This is a genomic window from Candidatus Eisenbacteria bacterium (genome assembly GCA_005893305.1).
Taxonomy (GTDB): domain Bacteria; phylum Eisenbacteria; class RBG-16-71-46; order SZUA-252; family SZUA-252; genus WS-9.
In genome coordinates, this window is record VBOZ01000032.1 from 47,424 (window position 1) to 61,894 (window position 14,471).

Genomic DNA, 14,471 nt, shown 5'->3' on the forward strand with positions numbered 1-14,471 from the left:
ATGGCCGATCGCATCCTGGTCGCGGAAGACAAGGAGAACCTCTGCCGCCTCATCGAGACGACCCTCTCGGAGGCCGGGTACGAGGTCTCGATCGCCCTGGGCGGTGACGCGGCGATTCACGAGATTCGGTCGCGGCCGTTCGACGTGATCGTCTCCGACATGAGGATGCCGGGTGCGAACGGAATCCAGGTGTTCCGGGAGGCCAGGGCTCAGGGCTATCAACCCGAGGTCATCCTGATGACCGCGTTCGCGGATACGCGCGAGGCGGTCCAGATGATGAAGGAGGGGGCGGCCGACTACATCGTCAAGGACAACATCCTGGAAGAGCTTCCGCTTCGGGTCCGCCAGGTGCTGGAGAACCGGAAGCTGCGTCAGGAATCCAGCGTCCTGAAGGGGCGGATCGAGACCCTGAGGGAGCAGATTCATCTCCACCACTTCGACTCGATCATCGGAACGAGCTCCCCGATGAAGGACGCGCGTGGCCTCGCGGAGCGGGTCGCCCCTACGGACGCGAACGTGCTCCTGCTGGGAGAGAGCGGAACGGGCAAGGAGATCTTCGCCCAGGCGATTCACGCGGCAAGCCTCCGCGCTGACGCGCCCTTTGTTCCCGTGAACTGCGGCGCGCTCCCGGAAACGCTTCTCGAGTCCGAGCTCTTCGGCCATGAGAAAGGCGCTTTCACCGGCGCGATCCGCACCAAGCCCGGCCGCTTCGAGATCGCCGAAGGGGGAACGGTTTTCCTCGACGAGATCGGAGAGCTGCCGCAGAGCATCCAGGTGAAGCTCCTGCGCGTGCTCCAAGACCGGACGTACGTCCGGGTGGGCGGCGAGGATATGCGGCGGGCCGACGTGCGAATCCTGGCGGCGACGAACCGCAACCTCGAGGAGATGATCCAGCAGGGAAAGTTCCGCGAGGATCTCTACTACCGCCTCAACGTGTTTCCGATCCGGCTCGTGGCGCTGCGCGAGCGGCGGGAGGACGTTCCGCCCCTCGTGGAGCACTTCCTGCTGCTTCAAGAGCGCGCGCTCGCGCACCTGACCCCCGACGCGCTCGAATATCTGAGGGGATACGATTTCCCGGGAAATATCCGCGAGCTCCAGAATTTGATCGAGCGCGCCTGCATTCTCGCGGGACGGGAAGGGAAGATCGAGCGCCAGCACTTCCCGCTCGAGCGGCCCCGCGCGGCGGGAGACCCGAGCGATCTGCTTTCGCTCGGGATGAGCCTCGAGCAGGTCGAAAACCGCATGATCCGCGAGGCTCTCGAGCGCGCTCAGGGAAACAAGACGAAGGCCGCCTCACTCCTCGGAATATCGCGGCGCGCCCTCTACTCGCGAATGGAGAGCCACGGCATCCCGATCGGTGGCCCGGAGACCGACGGGAGCGATGCGCCCGGCCAGTCCTGATACCGGCCCGATCGGTACAAGCCGGGTACTGGCGGGTCCAGAATCCCTCGCGGGAACCCGGCCCTCCTAGAGAGAGCAGTTTCAGTTCTACCCCGCTAACCCCGCCACCGCGAACGGAATCGAGTACGGCGGCCCCCCGGCATTTTCTAACTGTAATCATGGCACGACGGTTGCCTTCTTCTGGTGCCATGCACTTCCTGGCCGGAAACAGATTTACGGACCTTGAGACCTAGCCGCCGCCGGAATCGGCAGCCAAATGCGCGCTCGAATCGGCACCGCACTGGGCTTTTCGTTGTTGCTCGGGCTATTCGCGCCGCGCGCTGTCGATCGTCCGTTCGCGGCAAATTCTAGCGGGGGCCGAGCGGCCTCACCGGGAGCCGGTAGCAGCACCTCGCCGGCCGCCGCCCCCGCTTCATTCATCCCAGCCGTCGCGCTCGGACCTCCCGCCCCACCGACCGTCGCCTGGCCCAGCGGGATCGTCGGGACCACGGTCTCCGAAAGCGACTCGGTCGCCGAATCCGACCGCATCGCGCGCGAGCTCCTCCACACCGACCGCCTCATCTCCGTTCTTCGCCCCAAGGTGTTCCGCTCCGGCAACTCGACCGCGAGGGAGCACTTCGGGGACGCGATCAAGCGCGAGCAGGAAGCGCGGGATGCGTATGACCTCCGCCTCTACGCGCGCTCCGCGCGATTGACCCGCGAGGCGAGGTCGCTCGCGAGGGAAGCGGCCGTCATGGTCGGACCGCCCGAGGAAGATCCTGTCTACGTTTCCCGCGCCATCGAGCACGCCGGGGACGCGCTGGGGCTCGCCGGCGATCTTCTTCGCAGCGCGGCGCGGCCGAGCTTCACGAAGCGGTACGCGGGATTGGAGCAGGACCTGGCGGGCGCGCGGGAGCTATACAAAGCGGGGGAGATCAAGCGTGCCCACGCGAAGGCGATCGGGGTCCGCGACGGAGTGCTGGAGCTTCTCCGGGACTTCGACGATCTGCCCGTCTCATTGGACACGGCGTCGAAGGCGCTCCAGGGTGCGGAGAAGGCGTTGGAGCGGGCGTCGAAGGAGCTGGGCAAGAGTCCGAACGCGTCGGCGCTCCGCCTCCAGCGCGAGGCGCTCGATCAGCTCACGAAGGCCCGTTCCGCGTTCGCCCGGAAGGAGTACCGGGACGCGGTGATCCATTCCAGGCTGGTCGAGCGGAATCTGGAGAACGCGGTGGCCGCCCAGCGCAGCGAGACGAAGCAGGCCGTCAAGAACGAAGCATGACCACGACGGTCACGTCATCGGTGGGTTTGCCGGGGCCGCTGAACTCCCGCACGCGCTGAATCAGGGCGTCGACCATCTCCTCGGGCCTCATCGACCGGGCCTGCCGCAGAAACTCCATCAGCCGCTGATCTCCGAACTCCTCGTTATCCCTGTTCCGCGCCTCGGTGACGCCGTCGCTGTAGAGCATGAGGATGTCCCCCGGGCGTAGCTGGACCGTGCCGGAGCAGTACTCCGCCTCCGGCATGATTCCAAGAAGCAGCCCTCCCTCCGTCAGCGTCTCGAAGTCGCCGGTGGCCGCGCGCAACAGATAGGGAGGATTGTGGCCGCCGTTCACGTACAGCACGGCCCCGGTCCGGGTGTCGACCTCCGCGAGAACCAATGTGATGAAGCGCTCGCCGCGTACGTTCTGGTAGATGGAACGGTTGAGCCGCCGCACGACCTCGAGGAGCGGGCGCTCGGTCTCGACCTGCGCGCGCACGCTCGCCGCGAGGTGGGTCATGAGGAGCGCGGCCGGCATCCCCTTTCCCGCGACGTCGCCCAGGCCCACCACGAGCTTTCCATCGGTGGAGTCGACGAAGTCGAAGTAATCTCCGCCGACGTCGAGGGAGGGGACGTTCCGCCCGGCGATCTCGATCACGCCGACGGTCCGCGGCTCCGTGGGCAGGAGCGCCTGCTGGAGCGTGGCGGCGCGCTTGAGCTCCTCCTCCTGCTGCTGGCGCGCCTCGTAATTCTCCGTCTCGCGGATCTTGACCGCCGCCAGGTGCGCGATGAACGTCAGGAGGCGGAGGTCGCCCTCCTCGAACGGCACCGGGGCCGAGAGGTTGTCGACGTAGATCAGCCCGAGCACATCGCCGTCGTGCCATAGGGGCGCGCACATCGCCGAGTGGATCCGCTGGCGGATGACGCTGTCCTGCTCGCGGAAGCGCGTGTCGCTCTGCGCGTCGCTCGTGAGGATCGCCTGCCGCTGCCCGATCGCCATCCGCGCGATGGTGCGGCTGACCACGATCTCCTCGCCCGCGCCGCGTCCGGTCTGGGAGACGGCCTTGGCGACCAGGTTGTCCGCGCTCCCCTCGCGAAGGAGAATCGCGGTGCGGTCCGCCTTCAGGACCTCGGAGGCGAGACCCACGATGAACTGGAAGAGGTCCTCGAGCGGTCGATAGGCGAGAAGGGCCTGGCCGACGCGGTCCATCGCGTGCAGGAAATTCCCGACCCGCTCGGGCGACATCGACGTGGCGAAGGAGCGCGTGTCGATCGCGCCGCTGCTCGAGATCTCATCGAGCGGCACGGCACGGACGTTGATCGGCGCATCCACGTCGGCGACCCGGGCCGATCCGCTTCCGATCCCCTCTCCCTTTCCCGAGAAGACGACGTGGATGTTCCCCAGCTGGAGGTGGTCGCCGGGATTGAGCCGGGTCGGCGTCTCGATCCGCTTCGTGCCGAGCTTCGTGCCGTTCTTGCTGCCCAGGTCCTCGATCCAGAACGCGCCGTCGCGGAATGAGATCTGCGCGTGCTGGCGGGAGATCGACGCGTCGCTCAGCACGATGCTGTTCGCTTGCGATCGGCCGAACGTGGCGGTCGCGTCTTTCCGGATCGCGATCTTCTCCGGCTCGGCGCCGGGGCGCCGGACCAGGACGTAGTGATCCTCGGAGGCCATCGCGTGAGTCTCGGTCCTACCGCCGTAGGATTCAACCGATACGAAACGCCCGAAGACCCACTCCTTGACGCTTGCTTCCACGCTGTGCTACCATAAATTCGAGAGTGTATCGCCATGACACGACTTAAGTTACCTCCCGCCACCCGGAGGCGTCGTTGAAGGAATTCCAGCCCGGCCAAATCCGCAACGTCGCCCTCGCCTCGCACCACGGCACAGGAAAGACATCTCTCGCCGAGTCGCTTCTCTTCCGCACGAAAGCGATCGCGCGCCATGGAAAGATCGAAGAGGGGACGACCGCCCTCGATTTCAGCCCCGAGGAGATCCACCGAAAGATCACGATCAGCCTCAGCGTGGCGCCGGTCGAGTGGCGCGGGAACAAGATCAACGTGATCGACACGCCCGGCTACGCGGATTTCGCCGGCGATTGCGTCGCCGGCCTCCGCGCCGCGGACGCGGCGGTCTTCTGCCTCAAGGCGGCGGCGGGCGTGGAGGCGGGGACCGAGATGATCTGGGAGCGCGTCCACGAGCGCGCGTGCCCGGTCCTTTGCGCGGTCACCCAGATGGAGAAAGAGCACGCCAACTTCGCGAAGACGATCCAGGGAGCGACGGATCGCCTCGGCATGCGGTTCGTCGCGATCGCTTGGCCCTTCGGCGGCGCCGAGAAGTTCAAGGGCCTGGTGGACCTCGCTTCGATGAAGGCGTACCACTTCGATAAGGACGGCGGCGCGAAGGAAGGCCCGATCCCGCCGGAGCTCGACGCGGAGGTCAAGACGGCCCGCGCCGCCCTGGTGGACGCGGCGGCCGAAGCGGACGACGCGCTCCTCGAGAAATTCCTCGGCGGCGAGGAGCTCAACGTGGATGAGATCCACAAGGGGCTCCGCGAGGGCGTCATCCATCGCTCGTTCGTGCCCGCGCTCCCCGTTGCCGCGGTCCCGATGCTGGGCATCGACTTCTTCCTCGACGCGATCGTCGACGTGATGCCGTCCCCTGCCGACCTGGGCACGGTCAAGGGAACGAAGCCCGGATCCCAGGATGTGGTGGAGCTGAAGCCCGAGGCCGGCGCCCCGCTCTCGGCCCTCGTCTTCAAGACCAGCAGCGAGTCGCACGCCGGAGACCTTTCGATCATCCGCGTTTACTCGGGCACGCTCTCGCCGGGCAAGGAAGTGTGGAACTCCACCGCGCAGCGGGCCGAGAAGACCGGGCAGCTCTTCACCGTGCGCGGCAAGGAGCGGGCCGACGCCGGGCACATTCCCGCGGGGGACATCGGCGCCGCGGTGAAGCTCCGCGAGACGCACACCGGTCAGACGCTCTGCGACAAGCACCACCAGATCGTCCTCCCGCCGATTCCGTTCCCGGGCGTCGCGCACGAGATCGCCATCGCGCCCAAGTCCAAGGGCGAGGAAGAGAAGATGGGATCGGGCCTCCACAAGCTCCGCGAGGAGGATCCGACACTGCACGTGCGCGTGGAGGGAGATCTTCACCAGACGATCCTCTCGTGCATGGGCGACCTCCAGGTCGAGGTGGCGCTGGAGAAGCTCAATCGCCGGTTCGGCGTGCACGTCGGGACGGCCAAGCCGCGAATTCCATACCGGGAGACGATCCGTCGCTCGGTCAGCAAGCAGGGGAGGCACAAGAAGCAGACCGGCGGGCGCGGCCAGTTCGGCGACGTCCACGTGCGCCTCGAGCCTTTGAAGCACGGCGCCGGGTTCGAGTTCGTGGACGAGGTCGTCGGCGGCTCGGTGCCGCGGAACTTCATCCCGGCGGTGGAGAAGGGGATCATCGAGGCGATGCACGAGGGCGTGCTCGCGGGGTACCCGGTCGTCGACGTGCGCGCCGCGCTCTACGACGGCTCTTATCACTCGGTCGATTCCTCGGAGATGGCTTTCAAGATCGCGGGCTCGATCGCGTTCAAAGAAGGCGCCAGGGAGGCGGGCCCGGTGCTTCTCGAGCCGATCGTCGAGATCGAGGTCCGCGTTCCGAAGGACTTCGTCGGCGCGGTCACCGGCGATCTGTCGTCGAAGCGGGGCAAGATCCTGGGCATGGACGCCGAGACGCGCTACGACGTGATTCGGGCCCAGGTGCCCCAGGCCGAGCTCTACAAGTACTCGACGCACCTCCGCTCGCTCACGCAGGGGCGCGCCTCCCATCGCACCAAGTTCTCCCACTACGAAGAGATCCCCCGCGAGCTAGCCGAGAAGATCATCGCCCAGGCAAAGGCCGATCGTGAGGCGATGGCTTCAGCGTAAGAAGGCAGAGGGGTCCACACCATGCGAAGACTGGCAGCTTGCTTCGGCCTCGGACTGATCGTGGTGGGCGTCGCCTTGCCGCGTCCCGGTCACGCCGCCTCCGCTCCCCGGGTGGAGCGCCACGCCCAGTACGCGCCGCCCGCTTCCCGGGCACCCCAGGTCCTCACCGAGAGCTCCTTGACCCGCCTCCGCGCGGAGGGCCGCTCGGTGCTCTGGGTCTTCTTCACCGACAAGCGCGAGGGCGACGCCGCGTCGTTCGCGCGATCGCTCCAGGGCGTCGGCGCCCGAATGACGGAGCACGCCAAGGCCCGCCGCGCGCGGGAGACCGGCGGAGCGTTCGTCCCCGACTACTACGACCTCCCGGTCCCCGGCGACTACGTCGATGCCGTGGCGCGGAGCGGGGCCGCCGTGCGCCACGTCTCGAAGTGGCTCAACGCGATGACGGTCGAGGCGGATGAAGGCGAGGCAAGGCTCATCGCGGCGCTCCCGTTCGTGCGGGTCGTGATCCCCGCGCGCCGCTCCCGCCGCGTCGCGCCGGTCCCGGATGGGACGGCGCCGCCCGCTCCAGAAGGGCTCGAGGTTCCGCCGATCCGGACCGAGATCCAGGGCTCGGCGCCCTCGCTTCCCAAGCCGACCAACTACGGGGCCTCGGTGACGCCCCTGACCGGCATCAACGCGATCGCCGCGCACGATTCGGGGTGGAGCGCCGCCACGGTCATCGTGGGGATGTTCGACTCCGGCTTCGACAAGAGCCACAACGCGACGTCGCCGCTCCTCCGCATCGCGGAATACGACTTCGTCTTCCATGACGGCGAGACGGCGAACCAGGCCGGGGATGCCGCCGCGGCGTGGGACCACGGAACCGGGACCTGGTCGGTCCTGGGCGGCTACTACCCCGTGAACATGATCGGGCCCGCCTTCAACGCCCGCTTCCTGCTCGCGAAGACCGAGGACATTCGCTCCGAGACGCCGGTCGAGGAGGACAACTGGGTCGCCGCGGCCGAATGGGCCGACTCGATCGGGGTCGACGTGATCTCATCCTCCCTCGCCTACTTCGACTTCGACGGGACGGCGAACGACTACACCTATGCCAACCTGGACGGCCACACGACGGTGGTTACGCTCGGCGCACTGATGGCGGCGCGGCGCGGGATCGTGGTGGCGAACGCGATGGGGAACACGGGAGGCGCGCCGGGCTCGCTCTGGGCGCCGGCGGACGCCGACAGCATCCTTTCCTGCGGCGCGGTCGACTCGAACAACATCATCGCGAGCTTCTCCTCGCGAGGGCCCACGTTCGACGGGCGCACCAAGCCCGAGGTCGTGGCTCAGGGGGTGTCGACGCCCTGGGCGGTGGCCGGCATGCCCTCGGTCGTGGGGTCGGCGAGCGGGACCTCCCTCTCGACCCCCCTCGTCGGCGGGGCCGCCGCGCTCGTGCGCGAAGCCCATCCCGAGTGGACGGCAGCGCAGGTGCGCCAGGCGCTGATGACCACCGCCGACAAGGCCGCGACGCCGGACAACAACTACGGCTGGGGCCGCGTCAACGTCGTGAAGGCGATCTACGGCTCGACCCTGGGCGGCATCGTGGCGCCCAAGCCGTTCAATCTGCTCGTCCCCATCAACAACGGGACCGTGAGCAAGCCTCCAAACGTCACGTTCCTGTGGCGAAAGGCCTTCGACCCGCAGGGAAGCGCGCTGACCTACAAGCTCCAGCTCCGCGGCACCGCTCCGGACTCCTCCATCTTCGAGGCCACGACGACCGACACGACGGTCGTCTACACGGGCTACCTCGGACCGAGCAAGGTCTACGAGTGGACGGTCACCGCGATCGATCCGGAATTGAACGAGCGGGTGAGCAAGGACCGTTTCCGGTTCACGACCACCTCGACGACGGACGTCGACATTCCGCCCCCGGCCCCGCCGCGGGTGACCCTCTTCCAGAATCGCCCCAACCCGCTCCGGTCGTCGACGCAGATCGACTTCACGATGGTGGGGCCGTCGGGGTCCGTCCCGGTCACGCTCCGGATCTTCGACCTGTCCGGCCGGCTGATCCGAACGCTCGTCAACTCGTACAGCGCGGTGCCGAACGGCTGGTCCGTCCCATGGGACGGGCTCGACGGAAATGGTCGCCGCTCCGCCTCCGGCATCTACTACTATCAGCTTACGGTGGGGCGGAATACGTACTCCAGAAGTCTTGTCCTGCTGCGCTGACCTGTTTCGCGGCGCCGCCCAGAGGGCGGCCCGAAGGGAGTTTCGATGTCCGGTCATTCCAAATGGGCGACCATCAAGCGGAAGAAGGGCGCCCTCGACGCCAAGCGCGGCAAGGTATTCACCAAGTGGATCAAGGAAATCACGGTCGCCGCGCGGAACGGCGGCGGGGACCCTGCCGGGAACCCACGGCTCCGCACGGCGATCCTCGGCGCCAAGGGCGTCAACATGCCCGCAGACAACATCGAGAGGGCGATCAAGAAGGGGACCGGGGAGCTCGAGGGGGTCAATTATGAAGAGGTGGCCTACGAGGGCTACGGTCCCGGCGGGATCGCGATCCTGATCGAGTCCTTGACCGACAACCGCAACCGGACGACCGGCGAGATCCGGCACATCCTGACCAAGAGCGGCGGCCGGATGGCGGATGCGGGCGCGGTGCACTGGATGTTTCATGCCAAAGGTGTACTCTCGGTGCCGCGCGGGGTCGTGGACGAGGAGACGCTCCTCGGGATCGTGCTCGATGCGGGAGCCGAGGACGTGGACACCGACGATCCAGAGTCCTATGAGATCACGACTCCACCCCAGCAGCTCGAGGCTGTGAAGGCCGCGCTCGCCGCGAAGGGCATTACCCCCCTCACGGCGGAGCTCGCGAAGGTGCCCCAGAGCTTCATCTCGCTCAGCGATAAGGATGCCGAACAGGCCTTGAAGCTCATGGAGGTGCTCGAGGATCATGACGACGTCCAACGGGTTTCGTCGAATCTCGACATCACTGCCGAGATCCTCGCCAAGATCCAGCAGTAGCGCGGCGTCGGTGCCCGCGCCCGCCGCCACGCGGGGCGCCCCCGGCACCTTGATCCTCGGCATCGATCCCGGCAGCCGCGTGACGGGCTACGGGTTCCTCCGCATGGATGGGAGCCGCGTTCTCTACGAGCGCTCGGGCGTGATCGCTCCGCGCGCGACACTTCCCTTCTCCGATCGGCTCATCGCGGTCTACGACGGTCTCGCCGCCCTCCTCGAGGAGGCTCGTCCGGACGAGGTCGCGGTCGAGAGCGCCTTCGTGCGGAAGAGCCCCCAGGCCGCGCTTCAGATCGGGCATGTGCGGGGCGTCATCCTCCTCGTCGCCAGGCAAAGCGGCGCCACAATCCACGAATACACGGCGACCGAGGTCAAGATGGCGGTCGTGCGCCAAGGCGCCGCCGCCAAGCAGCAGGTGGGGTTCATGGTGCGCCGGCTGTTAGCCGGGGTCGGCGCGATCCGCGAAGACGAAGCGGACGCGCTTGCGGTGGCGCTCTGCCACGCCAACCGCGGACCGTCTCGCCAGCACGGGATGGTGGCGGGCTCGTCGAGTCGGCGGCGGGTGGCCGCCGTCTGGAAAGGAATCCTCGCGCGATGATCGACTCGATTACCGGAGCGCTTGCCGCCAAGAACCCGACCTCGACGGTCGTTCGGGTCGGCGGGTTCAACATGCGGATCCTGATCTCGGTCTCCTGCTTCGAGACGCTCCCCGCGATCGGCAGGGAGATTACGCTCTTAACCTACCTCCACGTGCGGGAGGACGCGCTCCAGCTCTACGGATTCAGCGACGAGGTGGAACGGAACCTCTTCGAGAGGCTGATCTCCGTCTCGGGAATCGGGCCGCGGCTCGCGGTCGGGATCCTGAGCGGCGCCACCGCCTCGCGCGTGCGGGAGGCCATCGAGTCTGGGGACGCGGACTTCCTCGTCACGCTCCCCGGCGTGGGCAAGAAGCTCGCCTCGCGCCTCGTGGTGGAGCTGCGCGAGAAATTCACCCCCGCGGTGACCGTGACGACCCAGCCAGGAGCGGGAACGCCCGGCGCGCTCCAGGTCGGGATCGCGGGGGACGCAGCGGCGGCGCTGGTCTCGCTCGGCTTCACGCGGAGCGGGGCGGTCTCGGCTGTCCAGGAGGCGCTTCAGGATTTGGGCGCCAACGCGACCGTGGAGACCGTCATCCGGAAGGCGCTACAGCAGGGAGTTCGATAGGCGATGACGAAAGGCCCCGATAGGCGATGACGAAAAGCCCCAAGCCGAAGCCCTTGGCCCTGCCGGCGCCGATCGACCATGAGCGGATCACGGACCCCGGGCCGATCGGGGGCGAGCGGGACCTCGACCGGACGCTACGGCCGCAGCGCCTGGAGGAGTTCGTGGGGCAGGAGTCGCTCCGCGAGCAGCTCCGGATCGCGGTCGAGGCCGCCATGCAGCGCGGGGAGCCGCTCGACCACATCCTCCTGCACGGGCCGCCCGGGCTCGGCAAGACCACGCTCGCCTCGATCCTCGCGGCCGAGATGGAGGTGCCGATCGTCCAGACCTCCGGGCCCGTCCTCGAGCGCGCCGCCGATCTGGCCGGATTGCTCACGAACCTCGACCACCGAGCGGTCCTCTTCATCGACGAGATCCATCGCATGAATCCAGTCGTCGAGGAGTACCTCTATCCGGCGATCGAGGACTTCCGCCTCGACATCATGATCGACCGCGGCCCGAGCGCGCGGAGCGTTCGGATCGACTTGAAGCGGTTCACGTTGATCGGCGCGACGACCCGCACGGGGTTGTTGAGCGCGCCTTTGCGGGGCCGGTTCGGCCTGAGCGCGCGGCTCGACTACTACACGACCGGGGAGCTGACCCAGATCATCCGGCGGTCGGCGCAGATCTTGAAGGTGCCGATCGACGCGGCCGGCGCCCGGGAGTTGGCGGCGCGCTCGCGGGGCACGCCCCGCGTTGGGAACCGATTGTTGCGGCGCGTGCGCGATTACGCCGAGACGCGCGCGCAGGGGAAGATCACCGAGGAGGTCGCGCGGGCCGGGCTCAAATTGCTGGAGGTCGACGCGCGCGGGCTCGACGACATGGACCGCCGCATGCTCGAGGCGATCGTGGTGAAGTATGGCGGAGGTCCGGTCGGGCTTTCGACGATCGCGGTCGTCGTAGGCGAGGAGCCCGGGACGCTAGAGGACGTCTACGAGCCCTACCTGATCCAGGAAGGCTTCCTGAAGCGTACCGCACGCGGCCGCGAAGCCACCGATCTCGCCTTCACGCACCTCGGCTTGTCGCCGCCGGATCGGGGAGGCGCCGGTGGAGCGGGGTCCGCTCCCGGGAGCCCGAAGGAGCCCGAAGAAGGCTCGGAGCCGCCGCAGAAGACGCTGTTCTGAAAGTGGATTTCGTTGTGAAACAAATCGCCCCACCCGGTGCCAACCGAGTGGGGCGTCTTGCTTTTACGCAGTATTTCGGCGCAACGGCTTGCGCCCGGGTCGGGTCAGCTCGCCGTAACGTGAACATCCTTGGCAGCCGCTTGGATTAGCGCGGCCACGGCTTGCGGCTTCGAGACATAGATTGCGTGGCTGCCCTTCTCCTCGACAACAGTCGAGCCGGCCCTCATGGACATAGCCCGCTGGGCCGCGGGCGGGATCATCTTGTCCTCGGTAGACACCAAGTACCAGCTCGGCTTGGTTTTCCACGCCGCCTCGGTGATCGCTCCGCCGAGAGCCTCCACCCCCCACGGAACCTGCGAGTCGGCCATGAACGCGGCCTTCTCCTCGTCCACGTCCGCTGCGAAGGAGGCGCGGAACTTCGCCTTGTCGAGGAACAGATACCCATTCCGCGGCGCTTGGATGGGCGGCACAGGAGCACCGGGCGGCGGATTCTTGATCAGAGCATCCACGGACTCGCCCTTGTCCGGAGCGAAGGCGGCGATGTAAACGAGGCCGGCGACCCTCGGGTCGTTGCCGGCCTCGGTGATCACAACTCCACCGTAGGAGTGGCCGACCAGAATATCGGGGCCGTCCAACGTATCCAGGACGAGCTTGGTGGCCGCCACGTCGCCGGCAAGCGACACCGTCGGGTTCTGAACAATGGCGACATTGTAGCCGTCCTTCCTGAGGATATTGTATGTACCCTCCCAGCCCGAGCCGTCGACGAAGCCTCCGTGCACGAGCACGACGTTCAACCCTTTCGTTCCAGCCATGACGACCTCCCCTGAGTGCGAGCAACCAGACCCCCCGCCCCGCACCGCCACGCAATTCCGAGCTTGCCAACTGCGCTCGGCACGCTACGCCTTGGTCCCTGGATGGTCAAGTTCCTCCCCCCGAGCCGCGGAAGGCAGTTATGCTCGGCTTTCTTGAAAACCTCCGATTTCGATTACGAGCTTCCACCCGAGCTGATCGCGCAGCGGCCCGCCGCGAGCCGTGATGGCTCGCGGCTTCTCGTTTTGGACCGCGCGTCCGGCGCGATTCGGCACATGGCGTTCCGGGATCTGCCGGGGTTGCTGCTGGCGGGCGATCTTCTGGTGGTCAACGACACCCGCGTGATCCCGGCCCGGCTATTCGGCACCGCCCTCGCCGACCGCGAAATCGAGATACTCCTCCTCCGCGAGGAGCCGGCGGTCGCCCCCGAGCGAATCTGGTCGGCGCTGGCGCGGCCGGCGCGGGCGCTCCACCCCGGCTCCCAGCTCACCTTCGTCGATCCTTCATACGCCGCCCTCGTCGTAGGCACCGGCGAGCGAGGCATGCGCCACATCTCCTTCCGGCCGACCCGCCCCGATGCGCCGCCCTTCGAGGCTTGGCTCTCGCGCATCGGGCACGTGCCACTCCCGCCCTATATCGAGCGCGCGGACGAGCCTGAGGACCGCGAGCGGTACCAGACGATCTTCGCGCGCGAGGCGGGTTCGGTTGCGGCGCCGACCGCGGGGCTCCACTTCACGGGCGAGACCGTAGCCTCGATGCACGCTCGCGGCATCGGCACGGCCACGGTAACGCTCCACGTCGGCGCCGGCACGTTCCGGCCCGTGGCGACCGAAAATCCGGCCGATCACGTCCTCGACCCGGAGCCGTACCGCGTGCCCCCCGAAACCGCCGCCGCGATTCGCTCCAATCCGGCCCGCATCATCGCCGTCGGGACGACTTCGGTCCGAAGCCTCGAATCGTGGGCGCTGGAAAACCGGCCCGACGACGGCGGCTGGCGCGAGACCGGCCTTTTCATCCTCCCGCCGTTCGAATTCCGCGTCGTGACCGCGCTCATCACGAACTTCCACCTTCCGCGCTCGGGTCTGCTCATGCTCGTCTCCGCGTTCGCGGGGCGCGATCATGTGCTCGCGGCGTACCGGGAGGCGGTGCGCGAGAGCTACCGCTTCTATTCCTATGGAGACGCGATGCTCGTGATCTGACCGCCGACCCACCCAATCCGGCCGACCCACCGCCAAGCCATCCGGCTTCGTTCTGCACGGCGCCTCGCATTTCGCTCAAGTTTTCGCCATGTCTGCCGATATTTCCCGCAAAGATTCCCCGCCGAATCTCTCCCGTAATTCCCACTAAAACGACAACTTAGCACCTTCGTGTCCGAGTGGCTCGAAACGGGCACGCGCATTGCCTTTTGCCGCCATGAGGAGAGGCCAACGAGGGCGTCCCAAGAGGCTTACGGCGGCGCCCAGGGAAGCGTCAGGGAGGGATCCGACGATGACACGCGCCAGGACGCGCACCAAGCGGAGCAACCGAAACCGCCGCGAAAACGAGGACCGAGTGACGGTCGTCGATGAGATCCGGAATCGCAGATACCTCGCATTCGTTCGCGCCATCGTCGGCGCCGCGAGAACTCGCAACTCGTCTCGGTAGGGGGGAGCCGTCGCCGTGTCACGCCTGCTGACTCCAGAAGAGCTGAAAGCGCTCCGCGCCGTGGATCCGTATATCCCGGCGCCGACGGAGCGATT

Annotated in this window: 11 protein-coding genes; 9 read left to right on the plus strand and 2 right to left on the minus strand. The window is 67.4% G+C overall.

What is annotated here, in order from left to right; translation table 11 throughout:
- Both E6K79_10465 and E6K79_10470 read left to right on the plus strand, forming a co-directional pair.
- Nucleotides 1-1,401 carry a sigma-54-dependent Fis family transcriptional regulator gene (locus E6K79_10465; protein TMQ63315.1) on the plus strand — a complete coding sequence of 467 codons (1,401 nt, stop codon included), beginning with the start codon at nt 1-3 and terminating at the stop codon, nt 1,399-1,401.
- Nucleotides 1,402-1,657: 256 nt separating this feature from the next.
- A complete protein-coding gene (locus tag E6K79_10470) occupies nt 1,658-2,659 on the plus strand; it encodes a hypothetical protein (GenBank protein ID TMQ63316.1) in 1,002 nt (333 codons plus the stop codon).
- On the opposite strand, the gene E6K79_10475 is transcribed toward E6K79_10470, so the two are convergent.
- On the minus strand, nt 2,643-4,313 hold the full coding sequence (locus E6K79_10475) for an FHA domain-containing protein (protein TMQ63317.1): 1,671 nt from the start codon (nt 4,311-4,313) through the stop codon (nt 2,643-2,645). The genes E6K79_10470 and E6K79_10475 overlap by 17 nt on opposite strands.
- 155 nt (nt 4,314-4,468) lie before the next feature.
- Between E6K79_10475 and fusA the strand changes: the two genes are divergently transcribed.
- The 6 genes from fusA to ruvB are packed head-to-tail and all read left to right on the plus strand — an operon-like array spanning nt 4,469 to nt 11,922.
- Nucleotides 4,469-6,559 carry an elongation factor G gene (gene fusA / locus E6K79_10480; protein TMQ63318.1) on the plus strand — a complete coding sequence of 697 codons (2,091 nt, stop codon included), beginning with the start codon at nt 4,469-4,471 and terminating at the stop codon, nt 6,557-6,559.
- A 21-nt stretch (nt 6,560-6,580) separates the two neighbouring features.
- The gene (locus E6K79_10485; GenBank protein TMQ63319.1) at nt 6,581-8,767 is read left to right on the plus strand and encodes a T9SS type A sorting domain-containing protein; all 2,187 of its coding nucleotides are present in this window, start codon (nt 6,581-6,583) and stop codon (nt 8,765-8,767) included.
- A 45-nt stretch (nt 8,768-8,812) separates the two neighbouring features.
- Nucleotides 8,813-9,565: a YebC/PmpR family DNA-binding transcriptional regulator gene (locus E6K79_10490; GenBank protein ID TMQ63320.1), complete on the plus strand. Its 753-nt coding sequence runs from the start codon at nt 8,813-8,815 to the stop codon at nt 9,563-9,565.
- Nucleotides 9,495-10,157, plus strand: coding sequence for a crossover junction endodeoxyribonuclease RuvC (gene ruvC / locus E6K79_10495; GenBank protein ID TMQ63321.1), 663 nt, complete (start codon nt 9,495-9,497; stop codon nt 10,155-10,157). The genes E6K79_10490 and ruvC overlap by 71 nt, the downstream gene beginning before the upstream one ends.
- Nucleotides 10,154-10,762, plus strand: a complete 609-nt coding sequence (ruvA, locus tag E6K79_10500; protein ID TMQ63322.1) for a Holliday junction branch migration protein RuvA — start codon at nt 10,154-10,156, stop codon at nt 10,760-10,762. The genes ruvC and ruvA overlap by 4 nt, the downstream gene beginning before the upstream one ends.
- Before the next feature lie 26 nt (nt 10,763-10,788).
- A complete protein-coding gene (gene ruvB, locus E6K79_10505; GenBank protein ID TMQ63323.1) occupies nt 10,789-11,922 on the plus strand; it encodes a Holliday junction branch migration DNA helicase RuvB in 1,134 nt (377 codons plus the stop codon).
- Between the two features lie 104 nt (nt 11,923-12,026).
- On the opposite strand, the gene E6K79_10510 is transcribed toward ruvB, so the two are convergent.
- Nucleotides 12,027-12,734 carry an alpha/beta hydrolase gene (locus E6K79_10510; protein ID TMQ63324.1) on the minus strand — a complete coding sequence of 236 codons (708 nt, stop codon included), beginning with the start codon at nt 12,732-12,734 and terminating at the stop codon, nt 12,027-12,029.
- Nucleotides 12,735-12,887: 153 nt separating this feature from the next.
- Here E6K79_10510 and queA point away from each other — a divergent pair, with 153 nt between their 5' ends.
- Nucleotides 12,888-13,931: a tRNA preQ1(34) S-adenosylmethionine ribosyltransferase-isomerase QueA gene (gene queA, locus E6K79_10515; protein TMQ63325.1), complete on the plus strand. Its 1,044-nt coding sequence runs from the start codon at nt 12,888-12,890 to the stop codon at nt 13,929-13,931.
- Nucleotides 13,932-14,471 lie beyond the last annotated feature (540 nt).